Annotated in this window: 10 protein-coding genes; 7 read left to right on the forward strand and 3 right to left on the reverse strand. The window is 35.1% G+C overall.

Features of this window, described 5'->3' with window-relative positions:
* Nucleotides 1–143: 143 nt before the first annotated feature.
* The 7 genes from HM987_RS09045 (at nucleotide 144) to HM987_RS09075 (ending at nucleotide 12,996) form a co-directional block, all read left to right on the forward strand.
* Nucleotides 144–1,019, forward strand: coding sequence for a hypothetical protein (locus HM987_RS09045; protein ID WP_179007290.1), 876 nt, complete (start codon nucleotides 144–146; stop codon nucleotides 1,017–1,019).
* Nucleotides 1,009–5,397 (forward strand): fibronectin type III domain-containing protein, encoded by a 4,389-nt coding sequence (locus tag HM987_RS09050; RefSeq protein WP_179007293.1) that lies wholly within the window; start codon nucleotides 1,009–1,011, stop codon nucleotides 5,395–5,397. Before HM987_RS09045 ends, HM987_RS09050 begins: the two co-directional genes overlap by 11 nt.
* A gap of 216 nt (nucleotides 5,398–5,613) precedes the next feature.
* Nucleotides 5,614–10,599: a PQQ-dependent sugar dehydrogenase gene (locus HM987_RS09055; protein ID WP_179007296.1), complete on the forward strand. Its 4,986-nt coding sequence runs from the start codon at nucleotides 5,614–5,616 to the stop codon at nucleotides 10,597–10,599.
* 232 nt (nucleotides 10,600–10,831) lie between these two features.
* On the forward strand, nucleotides 10,832–11,137 hold the full coding sequence (hpf, locus tag HM987_RS09060; protein ID WP_179007299.1) for a ribosome hibernation-promoting factor, HPF/YfiA family: 306 nt from the start codon (nucleotides 10,832–10,834) through the stop codon (nucleotides 11,135–11,137).
* Between the two features lie 4 nt (nucleotides 11,138–11,141).
* Nucleotides 11,142–11,588: an arsenate reductase family protein gene (locus tag HM987_RS09065; RefSeq protein ID WP_179007302.1), complete on the forward strand. Its 447-nt coding sequence runs from the start codon at nucleotides 11,142–11,144 to the stop codon at nucleotides 11,586–11,588.
* Between the two features lie 23 nt (nucleotides 11,589–11,611).
* Entirely contained in the window at nucleotides 11,612–12,424 is an 813-nt protein-coding gene (locus HM987_RS09070) for a DUF1853 family protein (RefSeq protein WP_179007305.1), read from the forward strand.
* Entirely contained in the window at nucleotides 12,424–12,996 is a 573-nt protein-coding gene (locus HM987_RS09075) for a pseudouridine synthase (RefSeq protein ID WP_179007308.1), read from the forward strand. Before HM987_RS09070 ends, HM987_RS09075 begins: the two co-directional genes overlap by 1 nt.
* A 19-nt stretch (nucleotides 12,997–13,015) precedes the next feature.
* Here the strand turns inward: HM987_RS09075 and HM987_RS09080 are convergent, their stop codons facing one another.
* The 3 genes from HM987_RS09080 to HM987_RS09090 are packed head-to-tail and all read right to left on the reverse strand — an operon-like array spanning nucleotide 13,016 to nucleotide 15,621.
* Nucleotides 13,016–13,351 (reverse strand): hypothetical protein, encoded by a 336-nt coding sequence (locus tag HM987_RS09080; protein ID WP_179007311.1) that lies wholly within the window; start codon nucleotides 13,349–13,351, stop codon nucleotides 13,016–13,018.
* Between the two features lie 3 nt (nucleotides 13,352–13,354).
* Nucleotides 13,355–14,176, reverse strand: coding sequence for a sulfurtransferase (locus tag HM987_RS09085; protein WP_179007314.1), 822 nt, complete (start codon nucleotides 14,174–14,176; stop codon nucleotides 13,355–13,357).
* A complete protein-coding gene (locus HM987_RS09090; RefSeq protein WP_179007317.1) occupies nucleotides 14,176–15,621 on the reverse strand; it encodes a dicarboxylate/amino acid:cation symporter in 1,446 nt (481 codons plus the stop codon). The genes HM987_RS09085 and HM987_RS09090 overlap by 1 nt, the downstream gene beginning before the upstream one ends.
* Nucleotides 15,622–15,718: the final 97 nt, after the last annotated feature.

Genomic DNA, 15,718 nt, shown 5'->3' on the forward strand with positions numbered 1-15,718 from the left:
TCAAGATTTAGAATTGATTTGTATGATTATTAGGCGTTTAAACGTGAAAATCATGTTAAAATAATCAATTCAAAGGATTTATATTCAATTAGTCGATTATAAAATTTCTTTGGTCAGAAAATCAGTAGATTTAAGCGCTCTGAATGAATAAACCTAAAATAATATCGCTTGTAAAATTATGTGCTTTTACCGTATTTATCGGTAGAGCCTATCAGTTATATTTTTTTGGTGGCCCATACAGAGCTATACTCTGGGATGAAAGTTTATTAACTCCCGTTGTAGAAGGTGTTTTTAATTATACTTGGTTTGAATACGCCACAAGTTCAACAGTCAATAGCTGGATTGAAGCTTGGACCAAATTAAATAGTATCATTTTTTTTATTGCTGCCATTGTTTGTTTGTTCTGGAATCAAATTAAGTATATCCGAGTAAAACGTTTTTTTGTTGGATTAGGATTATGGTTATTATTTCTTTTGGCCATTTGCATGGTAAAGGATAGGAATTATGATGTTCTTCAACTTTTTGAAATGAGTATTCAATTGACTGCACCTTTTTTGCTATGGAAAAATATTAAAATGAATCCGCAAAACAAGAATCTAATAGTTGGTTTAAAGCTAGCCATTGCGCTTACTTTTATTCCACACGGGTTATTAGCTATGGGATTTCCTTTCAGACCAGGATATTTCATAGATATGACCATTATGATTCTTGGTGTTAACGAAACTCAAGCAACTCAATTTTTGTTTGTGGTTGGCTTTTTAGATGTTTTAATGGCGTTATTGGCATTTGTTCCAAAATTATCAAAATATGTACTTTGGTATATGATGGTTTGGGGATTTGCCACAGCTTTTGCCAGACTTGTTTCTGGTTTTAACATGGATTTTATATCTAGTACCATACATGGTTCTGCCTATTTGACCATTTACAGATTGGCACATGGTATTTTACCACTAATTGTTCTATTACTAGAATTTAAAAGAACTGAACAACCCCTTAAAATCGCATTGCATGAAAACTAAACAACTTTTTTTTTATTTATTATTTTTAAGTGTTTTTTTCGGTTATGCAGATACGGACAAGTATCGAATTATGATTGCAGATGATCCTTCTTCCACCATAACCATAGGTTGGAATCAAGTGTCAGGCACCACACCTATTTTGTATTATGATACTGTGGATCATGGAACAAATCACTCATTATATACCAATTCGAAAATCGTAGATAGATCCGTTTCCCATAAAGGAATGGACAATCAGTTTGTTCGCTTAACTGGACTATTGCCAAATACTAATTATTATTTTGTGATTAATGATAGCAACAGCACCAGCCAACGGTTTTGGTTTCGAACAGCACCAGATGATAGTAGTCGACTCTCTTTTATCGCAGGTGGCGATTCTAGAAACAATAGAACTCCAAGAGAAAATGCGAACCTTTTAGTATCGAAATTAAAACCACACGCCGTTTTTTTTGGTGGAGACATGACCGATACCAATAGTACTACACAATGGCAAAATTGGTTTGATGATTGGCAATCTACAATTGCCAGTGACGGACGAATGTTTCCGATCATCCCAGCAAGAGGGAATCATGAAACGGATGCTACAACGATTTATAATTTATTCGACACGCCAAATTCTGATTCTTATTATGCTGTAACATTTGGTAACGACTTAATACGGGCTTATACACTTAACTCTGAAATTTCAGTTTTAGGGAATCAAAAAACCTGGTTAGAAAGCGACTTATCATCAAGCTCAAGTGCGACGTGGAAAATGGCACAATACCATAAACCTATACGTCCTCATGCCGCATGGAAACCCGAAAATAACAATCAATATAATGCCTGGGCACAATTGTTCTATGATGAAGGCGTACGTTTGGTAGTAGAATGTGATTCTCACATGACTAAAACCACATGGCCAGTGATGCCTTCTTCAGGACCAGATAATGATGAAGGCTTTGTAACTGAACAAACCAATGGTACGGTTTACACAGGCGAAGGGTGTTGGGGCGCACCATTAAGAACGAATGATGATGATAAAAGTTGGACTAGAAATTCGGGTTCATTTAATCAGTTTAAACTTATTTTCGTTGACCCTCTCAAAATCGAGATGAGAACCATAAATGTTAATAACGCCGTTTCTGTTGGGGAAGTTAGCAATACAGATCCTTTTACTTTACCATCGCTATTAGATGTTTTTAATCCTTCCACAGGAGATGTGGTTACAATTCAAAACTCATTAGATACGAGTTGTCCAGAAGCCAATACACCTTGTGATGATGGAGACCCATTAACGGCCTACGATATTGAAGATGGCTCTTGTAACTGTAATGGTTTAGATATAAACCTTATTGAAGATTTAACTATTGCCGTTAATTCTGGTTTTGATGATGCAGAAGAAAATGTTGCTTCTGGTTCGATGTACCTAACCAGTAGTGATTTAGAGCTTATTTATGATTCAGAAGATCAAATTGTTGGCGTTCGATTTGATGAACTTTCTTTACCAGACTCAGCAACAGTTTTGAGGGCTTATATTCAGTTTACATCAGATAATTTTAATCGTTATCTTGATCCTACTAGTCTAGTAGTACATGGAGAATTAGCGACTAATAGCGCTTCTTTTAGCACTAATACAAATGATATTTCATCTCGTACTCCTACAACAAACTCAATACCATGGTCAAATATAAAACGTTGGGGATCGAACGATATCGAAATATTTAATGCGAGAACTCCTAATTTAAAAACTATAGTCGATGAAGTGATCGCTCAACCTGGATGGATTTCTGGCAACCCTATATCTTTTATGTTTTCAGGGTCTGGCAGACGCACAGCAGGTTCATTTGAAGGTGGCAGTCCTCCAAAATTGAAAATAATATACCTCCATAATTGTCCTATTCTCAATGTATCTTTGGGGACTCAGGGTAGCTGTGATGAATTTACGGATACATATTCTCAAGACATCATAGTAAGTTACGCTAATCCACCAGCAACAGGTAGTTTAAACGTCAATGGACAACTTTTCTCAATAGGTTCTAGTCCGCAAACCGTTACTTTAACAGGCCTTAGCGCAGACGGATTCGAGGTAGATTTGAATGTCTTTTTTACAGACGATGCCACTTGTACTTTTAGTGAGGATAGTTTCTTTGAGGCACCTTCTAACTGTAGTTTAGGCAACATTCCAGATAACGTTCCCGATGACAATTTAAATTTAGCATTACTTCCTGAAGCTACGTTGAGTGGAAGTGTAGATGTAGGCAAGGGTACTCCTTTAGATATTTTATACGATCCGTCAATAAATGATTATCATGTAACTACGAGTTACAATGAATATGGCGTTTCACATAATTTAAATATCGGCACACCAGATGTAGATAATGGATATAAATGGCAAGTTAATTGGCCTAACGTAAAATATATTAATTATATCACTTTTGGAGGCACGTACCCAAATCAGCCACAACCCAACACGATGTGGCGGATAAGTTACCGATTAGATGGTAATTGGATTGTTTTAGACCAAGGCCAAGGCGGTTGGATTGACAGCGGCATTTATGAATGGGGAGGAGCCACTGAAAATCCTATAGAGGCAGATGCTTTAAGAGTTCAATTATATAGTGATGGTTATAATGATGTTATAAGTATCCATTTAAGAGGTCGTGGTGGTGTTTCCAGCTCCGTCAACGATGGTTCAACGACACCAAAAGCGACATTGATACAGTATCTATCCCCTGGCAATAATTGTGGTGTTACAATCCCTCCCAACGCTACAATATACTGTAACGGTTCTTGGATTTATAGCGATGGGCCAGATGAGTTTTCTGGAAGTAAGAATATTATCATAGCTAATGGTATATATACAATCGACGTAGAGACAGACATTGAGGTCAATGATTTGGAAATAAATACTGGCGCAACTATTATTGTGAAAGAAGGTGCGAGTTTAAGTGTTAACGGTAATCTGATTAATAATGGCTCTCTAATTTTAGAATCAATATCCACTAAATTTTCAAGTTTAATTGTTGAAGGTACAAGTACAGGCGATGTATCTTACAAACGGCATGTCAATGCTTTTAGTAACGGTTCTACTGGTAACGACTTGGTATCTTCACCATTTTCAGGTCAGAATTTTGGAAATTTCGCTACAGCAAATCCAAATATTTATGAAAACCCTGGAAATGCAAATCAGAAATTGTTTGGTCCATTCAATGAGCCAAATGGTGCATATCAGATATATTCGACAACCACCAATGCCACTACCCTGTTAGATAAAGGTGTTGGTTATAGAGCAGCACGAGATGCTACTGAAGATGGTATTAGTGGCACTACTATAACATTTACAGGTGCTGTTGAAACCGGAAGTTTCACATTGCCAATAACAGAATCTTTAATGTCTTTTAGTGGCTGGAATTTAGTTGGTAATCCTTATCCTTCTTATATGGATTTTACAACGTTTTTCGATCTTAATAATGCACAGTTAGATTTGGGAGCTTACCAAGCTATTTATGGTTTTGATGGCGATGCCTCTAATGGGTGGACCATAATGAACAATCTGAGTACTGGAGAACTTATTGCGCCTGGACAAGGCTTTTTTGTAAAAGTTAAGTCTGGTGGTGGTACATTGTCATTTACTCCAGAAATGCGCGTAAATGGAGCCACAGATGATTTTATTCTAGGACGAAGTCCTTCGTCTGGCATATCTAATGGCCATATTAAGCTTGAAATGACTAATTCAACTTTAGAAACATATAGTACTGCTATTTATTTTAATGAAAATGCAACCATAGGTTTAGATCCAGGTTACGATGCAGCCCTATTTGGTGGAAATGCACCAGAATTTTCCATTTATTCAAATTTAATAGAAGGCAATACTGGTGATTTTATGGCCATACAAGCCATAGGAACAACAGAAATTGACAATGCCACAATTCCCTTAGGGATCAATGCCACACAAGGACAAGAAGTTACAATTACGCTATCTGAATCTACGCTGACAAATGCTACTAGCGTATATTTAGAGGACACTTTAACAAATACCTTTACCCTATTAACGAATCAAGATTATACATTCACTACATTAAGTGATGTTTCTGGAATTGGTCGCTTTTATTTGCGAATAGCGTCCGATTTACTAAATGTTACGAAACAGCCTTTAGACGACTTACGTATTTATGCTAATTCAAATGAAAACACAATAGTCATAGAAGGGCAATTGCTAAATAGTACGGATCTTAAACTTTACGATATTAACGGAAGGATCATAAACTCTGAAAATCTCGATATTACACTTCTGCAGCAAACAATTAATGTTGCTCAGTTAAATGCAGGTATTTATATCGTTGAATTAGTTTCAGAAAGCAATCAAAAGCGTATTCAAAAATTGATTATCCAATAATAACAAAAAGCGTTGAAATAGTTTAGAAAAGTGTGTTTTCAATGTATAAACACACTTTTTTGTTTAAATATAACATCCTAAAGCCGTGGCACTTACATTAGTCGATGATAATGAACATTTGTCGAAATGTTCATTACTTTACTCTAATTAGTCTCTTCATATTGCCTTTAATTGATACATTTACATAGCTATTAATCTATACATCTACCAGATACTATGAAAAATTATATTTCCAAAGCACACTTTGGAAGTTTAAAAGCCTTTATGAAACCCAAATCTTTTAAGGTTAGAGTTACTTTAGTCATTTTTACTTCAGTGTTACTATTTAGTGCTATTCCATATTTTTCGGGATCAGGACTAAATACCGCAAAGACAATAGCTCCATTTGCTAATGGCGTATTTCCAGAATCTGTGGATACAGAATTAGATGCCACCTATAGGGTTGCCTTTCCTCATTTAGATTTTTTCTATCCAATAACATTTAACATGGTACCTAACCAAGAAACCGTTGTACTTGGTCAACTTAATGGTGTCATTTTTTCATTTGATAACGATGAAACTACAACAACTAAAAATACGTTACTTGATCTTTCTGATGAAGTAGGTTTGGTTTCTGATGGTGGATTCTTAGGCTTAACAATACATCCAGAATTTGATGCTCCTACCAATCCAAAGAATTATTTCTATATTTACTATGCGACAAAAAATGGTTGTGGACAAAATCTGCCTGGTTTTAATCAATATACAGGTCAAGGATGTAATTACAGTGATAATGAGTACCAAGGGAATTTTTTGATATTGGAAAGATTTGAAGTCGATCCAACAACTATGACAGTTGTAACGAATTCAAGAACCACAATTTTAAGAAGTAAGATGTATGGTACCACACATTATGGTGGTGGTTTAGAATTTGGTAATGATGGTTTTTTATATCTCACTACAGGTGAAATGGGATCTTGGAGCAGAGCTCAAAATATAACAAATAATCTTGCAGGTGGCGTTTTAAGACTCGATGTTGACAAGAGAGGTGGCTCTATTAGTCATCCTCCAATAAGAAAAAAACCATCAACTCCGATACTTAATCCAGTTTATAATGCGAGCAACTCAAGTTGCCCCGAATATTTAGCAGGTGAAATTTCTGGAGAGGAATATTTTATACCAAATGATAACCCTTTTTCAGATAGCACTCCAGGTTCTACAACCAGCTTATATGGGCAACTAAATTTGACTACTCCAGATCCAAATGATGTTTATCAAGTGGGTGATTTCTATGAAGAGTATTATGCCATAGGATTGAGAAATCCATTTAGGATGACTAAAGATAAACTAACAGGTACCTTTTATATTGGTGACGTAGGTCTTGACTCTCAGGAAGAAATAGATATATTAAGATCTGGTGCTAACTACGGCTGGCCAGAACATGAAGGCGTCATTGATGGGCCTGGTTGTGATCCCAATGGAGATCTTTTCAATGACATGTCGCATCAAGGTCCAATGACTGCCTTTACAAGTTCTAATGCTAACTCCATTACAGGTGGATTTGTGTATAGAGGTACTGGAATTCCTGAGTTGTATGGAAAATATTTATGCGCGGATTATGGAAGCGGAGATGAAATATTTTCCGTCGATATTAATACAGGAAACTATATAGAGATTGCAACATTAACAAATGTGATTTCTTTCGGAGAAGATAATGATGGCGAACTTTTTCTTTTAACCCTCGATTCTTCTGGTCCAATATATAAACTGATAGATGACGATGTTAATGACGGAGGAACTGCACCTTTATTGTTATCTGAGACTGGTGTCTTTTCTAGTTTGTCCACTTTAGAACCTATTGATGGTTTTGTCCCTTATGAACTCTATGAGCCTTTCTGGTCTGATGGTGCGTTAAAAAAGCGTTGGATTGGCGTACCAAACAATGATGGTGTACATAGTGGTTCAAGCGAACAAATAAAATATTCTGAATATGGTGATTGGGAATTTCCTGTAGGTACGGTAATAATTAAGCAATTTGATTTACAAGTAGATGATTCCGATCCATCGATTACAAAGAAAATTGAAACGCGCTTCTCAATTATGGGTAATGATGGCAAAATGTACTTTTTAAGCTATAATTGGAATGACGCTCAGACCGATGCCGTACTTCAGGTTTCTACTTTCGATGAACCAGTTGATATTGCTACTACTGGAGGAGGTACAAGGACCCAAATATGGCATTTTCCTGCAAATTCTGAATGTATAGATTGCCATAATGACTCAAACAACGGCGTACTTGGACTAAAAGCAAGATACTTAAATACAGACTATGATTACTCTAACTATGATTCTAATGGTCAGGTTGGAAACCAATTAGTTACCTTAAGTCATATTGGTGTTATCGATGAATCGATTACTGATATTGACACACCAGGTATATTAGCAAATAAATCCTTACAAGATCCAAATGCAACTTTAGACGAAAAGGCGAGGTCATATTTAGATTTAAATTGCGCTTATTGCCATAGACATGATAATAATAACAGAGCCGAATTTGACTTAAGAATTTTTAATAGTCTTGAAGCGACCGAATTATTAACCTCTACTATCTTAAACCCCTTAGGAATTGATCCTAATGAAAAGATAGTATACGCAGGAGATGCGTCAAAATCTATTTTGTATCATCGAATGAACAGCGTAAACCCAGCTATTATGATGCCTCCACTAGCAAAATCAATTGTAGATCAACCTGCTGTGGATCTTATAGACGCATGGATAAATCAATTGGATGGAAACAGTACAAATACGCCAAATGGACCAAATCCTATTAGTAATTTAGCCTTATTACATTCGGCACAATTGAGCGGGTCTGTAAGTTCTGGTCGAGGCACTCCATTAGATATTCTTTACGATCCCTCAGTAAATGACTATAAAATCACCTCACCTTACTCAGAATACGGTGTACCTTTTAGCGGATCTGGTAGTAATTTAGGTACAGTAGATGCCGAAAATGGATTCTTTTGGAGAGTAGATTGGCCAGAGCCAAAATTTGTGAATTACATTACATTTGGAGGTGCTTATCCGAATCAACGTCAACAATATACAATGTGGCGAGTAAGCTATTTAAGAAATGGTGTATGGCATACCATTGAAGAAGGGCAAGGTGGATGGATTGATAATAGTACAGGTAATGATTATACCACTGCATCAATATACGAATGGAATGGTACAAATGGTGCGCCAGTCTATGCTGAAGCCATTAGACTGCAATTGTATAGTGACGGTGTTCACGATTTGCGTCGTATTCACATAAGAGGTCGTGGTGGAAACACTCAATTTAATAATGGTCAAGATGTAAATACAACTCCGAAAGCAAGTTTAATGCAGTTTCTACCTTATGATAACGTTACTACGATAGATACTATTGTAGCTGGAACACAAACAGCTTGTAATAATATTGACAATACGTATTCGCAAGAATTAACCGTAACTTATACCAATCCTCCTGAAACTGGTTCATTAGTGGTTAATGGACAATCCTTCCCAATTACCACTAGTCCTCAAACAATTACCTTAACAGGATTGGATTCCGATGGACTTGATGTGGAAGTTGAGGCTGAATTTACGGATGGTTATAAAACCTACTATAAAAGTACTGGAACTTTGTTTGTAGCTCCTTCTGACTGTAGAAATATTATTATTGGTGTAGATGAAACTATGGTAATAAACGGAGATTACCTAGTACCATCTGGAGGTAGCATTGAAATTCTTGAAGGAGGAAGCTTAACAATTAATGGTAATTTAACTGTTAATGGTCAAGTTGTATTGAATTCTATTTCAAATAAATATTCAAGTTTAATCGTTACTGGAAGTAGCACAGGTAATATATCTTATAAAAGACACGTCAATGCCTTTAATGGCAATGATCTTGTTTCTTCTCCTTTAAGTGGAGATGATTTTGGGAGTTTTGCCACAAGAAACCCTAATATTTATGAAAACCCTAATAATACAAGTCAGAAAGTATTTGGACCATTGAATGAACCAACAGGGACTTATGGCATATACTCTACGGTAACGAATGCTAGTACAAATTTAGTTTCCGGAACAGCTTATAGAGCAGCAAGAGATGCATCAGAAGACGGTTTGCACGGAACAACATTCACGTTTTATGGCGCTATTGAAACCAATACCGTGACTGCTGACATTTCCAATTCTGGTTCCTCGAATAGTGGATGGAATTTAATTGGAAATCCATATCCATCTTATATTGATTTTGATACATTTTTCGCTCAAAACTCGTCTCAATTAGATGGTGGTTCTTATCAAGCAATTTATGGTTATGATGGAGACGCATCAAATGGCTGGACGGTCTTAAATAATGCAACAACGGGTCAATTAATTGCGCCAGGACAAGGTTTCTTAGTGAAAAGTAAGAGTTTAGGCGGTCAAATTTCCTTTACACCTGTTATGCGTGCTTCTGGCACTTCAGATGATTTTATAGCAGGTAGATCTTCAAATATGGCACACTTTGGTTATATAAAGTTAAAAGCAAATACAACAAATTCAGTAAATGAATACTCCACTGATTTTTACTTCAATAGTAATGCCACACAAGGCCTAGATCCAGGTTATGATGCCGCCCTATATGGCAGTTCACCGCCTGCTTTTTCAATTTATTCTTATTTAGTTGAGAATGATTCTGGAATACCATTTACCATTCAGGCATTGAGTGATACTGCTCTTAATAACGTTACAGTGGCATTGGGAATTAATGCAAGTCAAGGACAAGAATTAACAATTAGTATTTTTGAAACGGATTTACCCGATAGTATAGATGTTTATTTAGAAGATACGCTTAATAATACGTTTACTTTGTTAAACTCTGGGGATTATACATTTACTGCTGATACAAATTTATCTGGTGCTGGTCGCTTTTATTTAAGATTCGAAGGCGATGCACTTAGTGTCAATAACCCTTCGTTTGATGACCTAAAAATTTCTGCTAACCAAATCAATCGTACTGTTGAAATTACAGGACAATTGGAGGAGAAAACGTCGTTTAAACTTTTTGATATTCATGGTCGAGTTATTTTAAGTACACCTTTAGATATAACATCAACTCAACAATTAGTAGATGTTAGACATCTGAATTCTGGGATCTACATTGTGGAACTTACAAATACCTCCGGAGAAAAACGAATACAAAAATTAATCATTAAATAATTCCATATAAAACGCAAAACCAAATTTAGGTTTTGCGTTTTTTTATTTAGAACTATTTCTCATTTTGAACTATTTCTGACTAAACCATAAACTAAAGTTTGTGGTTTTCTTGTTTAATCAATTTACCTAAAGCTAGATGGTTAATTGTTATTACGTCAAATATTATCTTATTTAAGTCAAGCCAACCTTTACGTTATGTTTAATTTTATGCTACTATAAAAACTAGACCCATATGAAAAATATAATATTTGAATATCATGATATTGCTAAGAGTGAAAGACTCGAAGCTTTTGCAAAAGAGAAGTTAGAAAACCTGTTTAAACGCTATGATTTTGTAATAAGAGCAGACGTTTTTTTCAAATCAGAAAACACAAGTAGTGATGAAACAGGAAAAAAGTGTGGCATTAGATTGAGTGCACCTGGTCCTCGTTTATTTGCAGAATCGTCGCATGACAATTTCAATGATGCCATATCTGAAACTGTAAACGAACTTTTACGACAATTGGAAAAGCGAAATGACAAAATGAAAACATTTTAAATATATGGGAGTTATAAGTAGAGATAAAGGACAAATAAATTGTATTTATGCGAGTGAATCTGATTTTGGTAAACAATTAGAAGGTTATTTAGAATCATCAGGTAAAGATATTTTAATGATTAACCTTAGTAAAACCATGCCTACACCGACGCAATGGCAAGAATTGGCAAAAGAACTCAATACAGAGATTAAGGAATTTATCGATTTTTCGGAAGTTGAAAATGCGGAAAAAGATTCAAATTTTGATGCCAATGATTATGTGACTATATTAGAAAATAATCCTAAATCATTTAAAGGCGCCATTATCGTAAATGGTAATAAAACAGACCATATTAAAACAGTAACAGAAGTTCTTAGTTATTTTGATATTGATAGCTCAGGGTTAGAAAAGACTTTGCATACAAAAGATCCAAACATTGATAAAACCACTGAGAACGACAATTTTGTTTAATTTATACCTACTTTTAATGTGCAATGGATAAATGTACATTATTACGGTTCAAAGGATATAGTCACACCGCTTCCCTATTCAATACAGATTATTTAAACGAAATTCCACAAATTGAATTGAGTTCGACAACTCAATCTTTTGATCATGATTCAGTAGCTTTCAAAAACCAACGTCTTGGAAAACTGGTAGAAGAATTTGTATTTCATCAACTTAAGCATGACAAATCAGTAGACTGGATTTTAGAGAATATCCAAATTCAAGAAGAGCAAAGAACTATTGGCGAGCTTGATGCCATTTATGGTGCAAATGGAAATTCTTTTCATTTGGAAATCGTTTACAAGTTTTATCTCTATGATACGCTCAAATCTTACAGTAACCCTCTCTCCTATTGGATTGGTCCTAACCGCAAAGACACTTTAGACTACAAATTAGATAAATTAAAAACCAAACAATTTCCGCTACTCTTCAATAAAGTAACCCAAAAACATCTTATAAGCCAAAATATCAATACGGCTAACATGCAACAAAAACTGTGTTTTAAAGCACAGTTATTTATACCTTATAATAATTCAGAAATTAATATTGAACCACTTAACTCAAAATGTATAAGTGGTTTCTACGTATCATTTAATGCTATTTCTACTTTTAAAAAGCTAGAATTCTATAGTCCTAAAAAGTTAGATTGGCTTATAATTCCTCACAATAATGTCGATTGGATTGCTTATGATTCCGCTATATTATTGATTAAAGAACATATTAGTTCGAAACGTTCGCCTATGGTTTGGTTGAAATATAGTGATACCGAAATAAAAAAATGTTTCATAACTTGGTGGTAATGAAACACAAGTATTTCAAAATCTACAAACCCTACGGCTATTTAAGTCAGTTTGTTAATCATCAAAATAAAAGAAGAAACAAAAAACTTCTATCAGAATTACATGAGTTTACTGAGAATGTTATGGCTGTCGGTCGTTTAGACGAAAAATCAGAAGGTTTATTGTTATTAACTACAGACGGAAAATTCAGTAATTACATTACAAGTTCTAAAATCGAAAAAGAATATCATGTGATGGTTGATGGCATAGTTACACCAAAAGCAATTATTGAATTACAAACTGGAGTAGATATTTCAGTAGAAGGAAAAATTTATAAAACGAAACCATGTAAAGCTGAGCTTTTAGCAGATACCTCTCATATCATTGAACGTTTTGTACGCGCTGAAAAGCATGGGCCAACATCATGGTTAACTATAACCTTAACTGAAGGTAAATTTAGACAAGTACGTAAAATGACAGCAAAAATTGGTTTTCCTACACTTAGACTAGTAAGAATACGGGTCGGAAACTATCAACTAGAGCGCATGAAACCTGCAACAGTTAAAGAAATTAACCCAACCTTTTTTCACTAGTTTAAAGCAAAACCGCTGCTTAAACTATTTTGAATAAACGGTTAAGATAAATTAGCATATTTTGTTCTGTAATGTCAAAATCGCCATCAGCAAAAAATAACGCTTTAATGTCCTCCATGAGCAAATCAATATCTTCTTTGTCATATTGATGTTGCTGTAGGCTTATCATAATCTTTTTAAGACCTTGATAATCGTTATCAGCTTCAAATTCCTCATGGATTTCGCGAAAAGTTTGCCGATCTACTTTAGAAATAATTAATTCACGTTCTTCAGCAGATTCTTTAAAATCTGCATTGGCAGCAAATAACAAAATATAAGCGACGAGTTCGTCCTTCGTCCAATCAATTGTTTTCATTGTTTATTCAATTAAGCTTCCATATTCTGTCCATGAACCGTCATAGACAACTAAATTTTTATAATTACAAAGGGTGGCAGCCAAGGCTAAAATACAAGCCGTAATACCTGAACCACAACTAAAAACTAGGGTTCTTTTGTTTTTTCCCATCTCTAAATTACTAAAGATTATTGATAATTGGTCAATTGATTTGAAAGTATTTCCTTCAAACAACTCGTTATATGGTAAATTTATAGAATTAGGAATAGTTCCACGTCGTAATCCAGCTCTAGGTTCATCAACAAGACATTTAAAACGTGCCTCTGAACGTGCATCTATTATTTGCGCCTCTTGGTCTTCTATAAATTTAGTTATACCTTCAAAATTGGTCATTAATTTTGACTTAAAATCAATCTCAATATTACCTTTAGAATAGATGTCGTCAGTATAATTTGCAACATGAAAATCATTCAGTTGCCATTCTGGCAATCCGCCATCTAAAACTGCAACAGCCTTAAATCCAAAAACCTTAAACAACCACCACGCTCTAGCACTTGAGTATATACCTTTATCATTATATACTACAATAATAGAATCCTTATTTATGCCAAGATTTTGTGCTTCTTTTTCAAACTGATCTTTTGAAGGTAAGGTGCTCGGAAATGGTGCAGAAGTATCACTAAATTTTTGTTTAATATCGAAGAATCTGGCGTTCGGAATTCTTATTGCAGTGTCATCTACTTCTTTATTGATAGTAGCATCCAAGATGATCAAATTTGACGCATTCATATTTGTATGAAGCCAATCTATTGAAACTAAATTTGAAATTTGATTTTTTTCTATCATTATGAATCCAAATCAAAAGTTTCGGATGGATCTTCATGTTCCTTATAATCCAGTAGATTTTCACCATCTGCAATAATGGAACACACTGTGGCATCGCCTGTAACATTCACAACAGTTCTAAACATATCCAAAATTCTATCCACAGGAAAAATAATAGCAATCCAAGCTGGGTTTAATCCTACCGAACTCAAAACAATAATTAACATTACCAACCCAGCACTTGGCACAGCAGCTGAACCAATGGAGGCCAAGGTTGCTGTTAACACCACTGTTATTTGTTGCCCTATTGTTAAATCAATCATATGCAATTGCGCTAAAAAAACAACAGCAATTGCTTGATACATACTGGTACCATCCATATTGACCGTCGCGCCAATTGGGAGAACAAAACTGGTTACTTTTTTATCAACGCCTAAATTTTGCTCCACACACTCCATGGTTACAGGCAATGTTGCTGCACTACTCGATGTAGAAAATGCCAAAGTTTGTGCAGGCCCCATTCCTTTAAAAAAACCTATATATGGAATTTTTTTCACGAATAATTTAAGTACCGTTGGATACACAACAAAAATCATCAGTAACAAGCCAACCAAAACCGTTAAAGAGTACCAACTAAGACTTTTAAATATCTCTACGACCTTACCAATATCATTTCCTGCCATTTTACTTACCACACCAGCTAATAGTGCAAAAACAAAAAATGGAGCGGCTTGCATTACAATATCCACCATTTTTAGAAAGACTTCATTGATACCATCTACCAAGTTTAGTACAGGTTGAGATTTATCTGTTGGAATAAACAATAAGCAGACCCCAAAGAAGACCGCAAAAAATATAATTTGGAGCATTAAACCATTATCAGACAGTGAATGGAAAAAATTGCTTGGAACAATATCTATCAAGGGCTGTAAAGGTGTCGTTTCTTTACGTTTTTCAACTGATTCCATTTTATCGGCAACAGCAGCTTCCTTGAGTTCACTTTTAGATAATTCTGATATTTCCTGCGCACGCTCAAAAAACTCAGGGTCTTGAAGGTAATTAATGCCATCCTTAATTTCGTAGCCTTCGGCATCTGCCCAAATTTCGTAACTGATACGGTTATCAATTCGGCTTTGATCATCGATTAAAGCTCCTGGTTTAAACATATTGACCAAAAGCAATCCCAATGAAATAGCAAGGATAGTGGTAATCAAATAAATACCCAAGGTCTTTCCTCCCATTCTACCTAAACTAGACGGATCACCAATATTTGCTACACCACCTATAATTGAGAACAGCACTAATGGCACTGCAATAAGCTTTAATAAATTAATGAAAATGGTACCAAAGGGATCAATCCAATTGATCGTAAACTCGCTCCAACCCATCGTGCTCGATAGTAAAGCCCAAATGATTCCGAGTACCATTCCTATTATAATTTTCCAGTGTAGTGCTAGTTTTTTCATCCTAATGCCCACGAAAGTGGGTATCTATTTAATTAATTTTATTTTGAATATGTTCTAAACCTATGAGGTCTTTTAATGGCAACCCTTAACTTCACTT

It is taken from the genome of Winogradskyella forsetii (assembly GCF_013394595.1).
Taxonomy (GTDB): domain Bacteria; phylum Bacteroidota; class Bacteroidia; order Flavobacteriales; family Flavobacteriaceae; genus Winogradskyella; species Winogradskyella forsetii.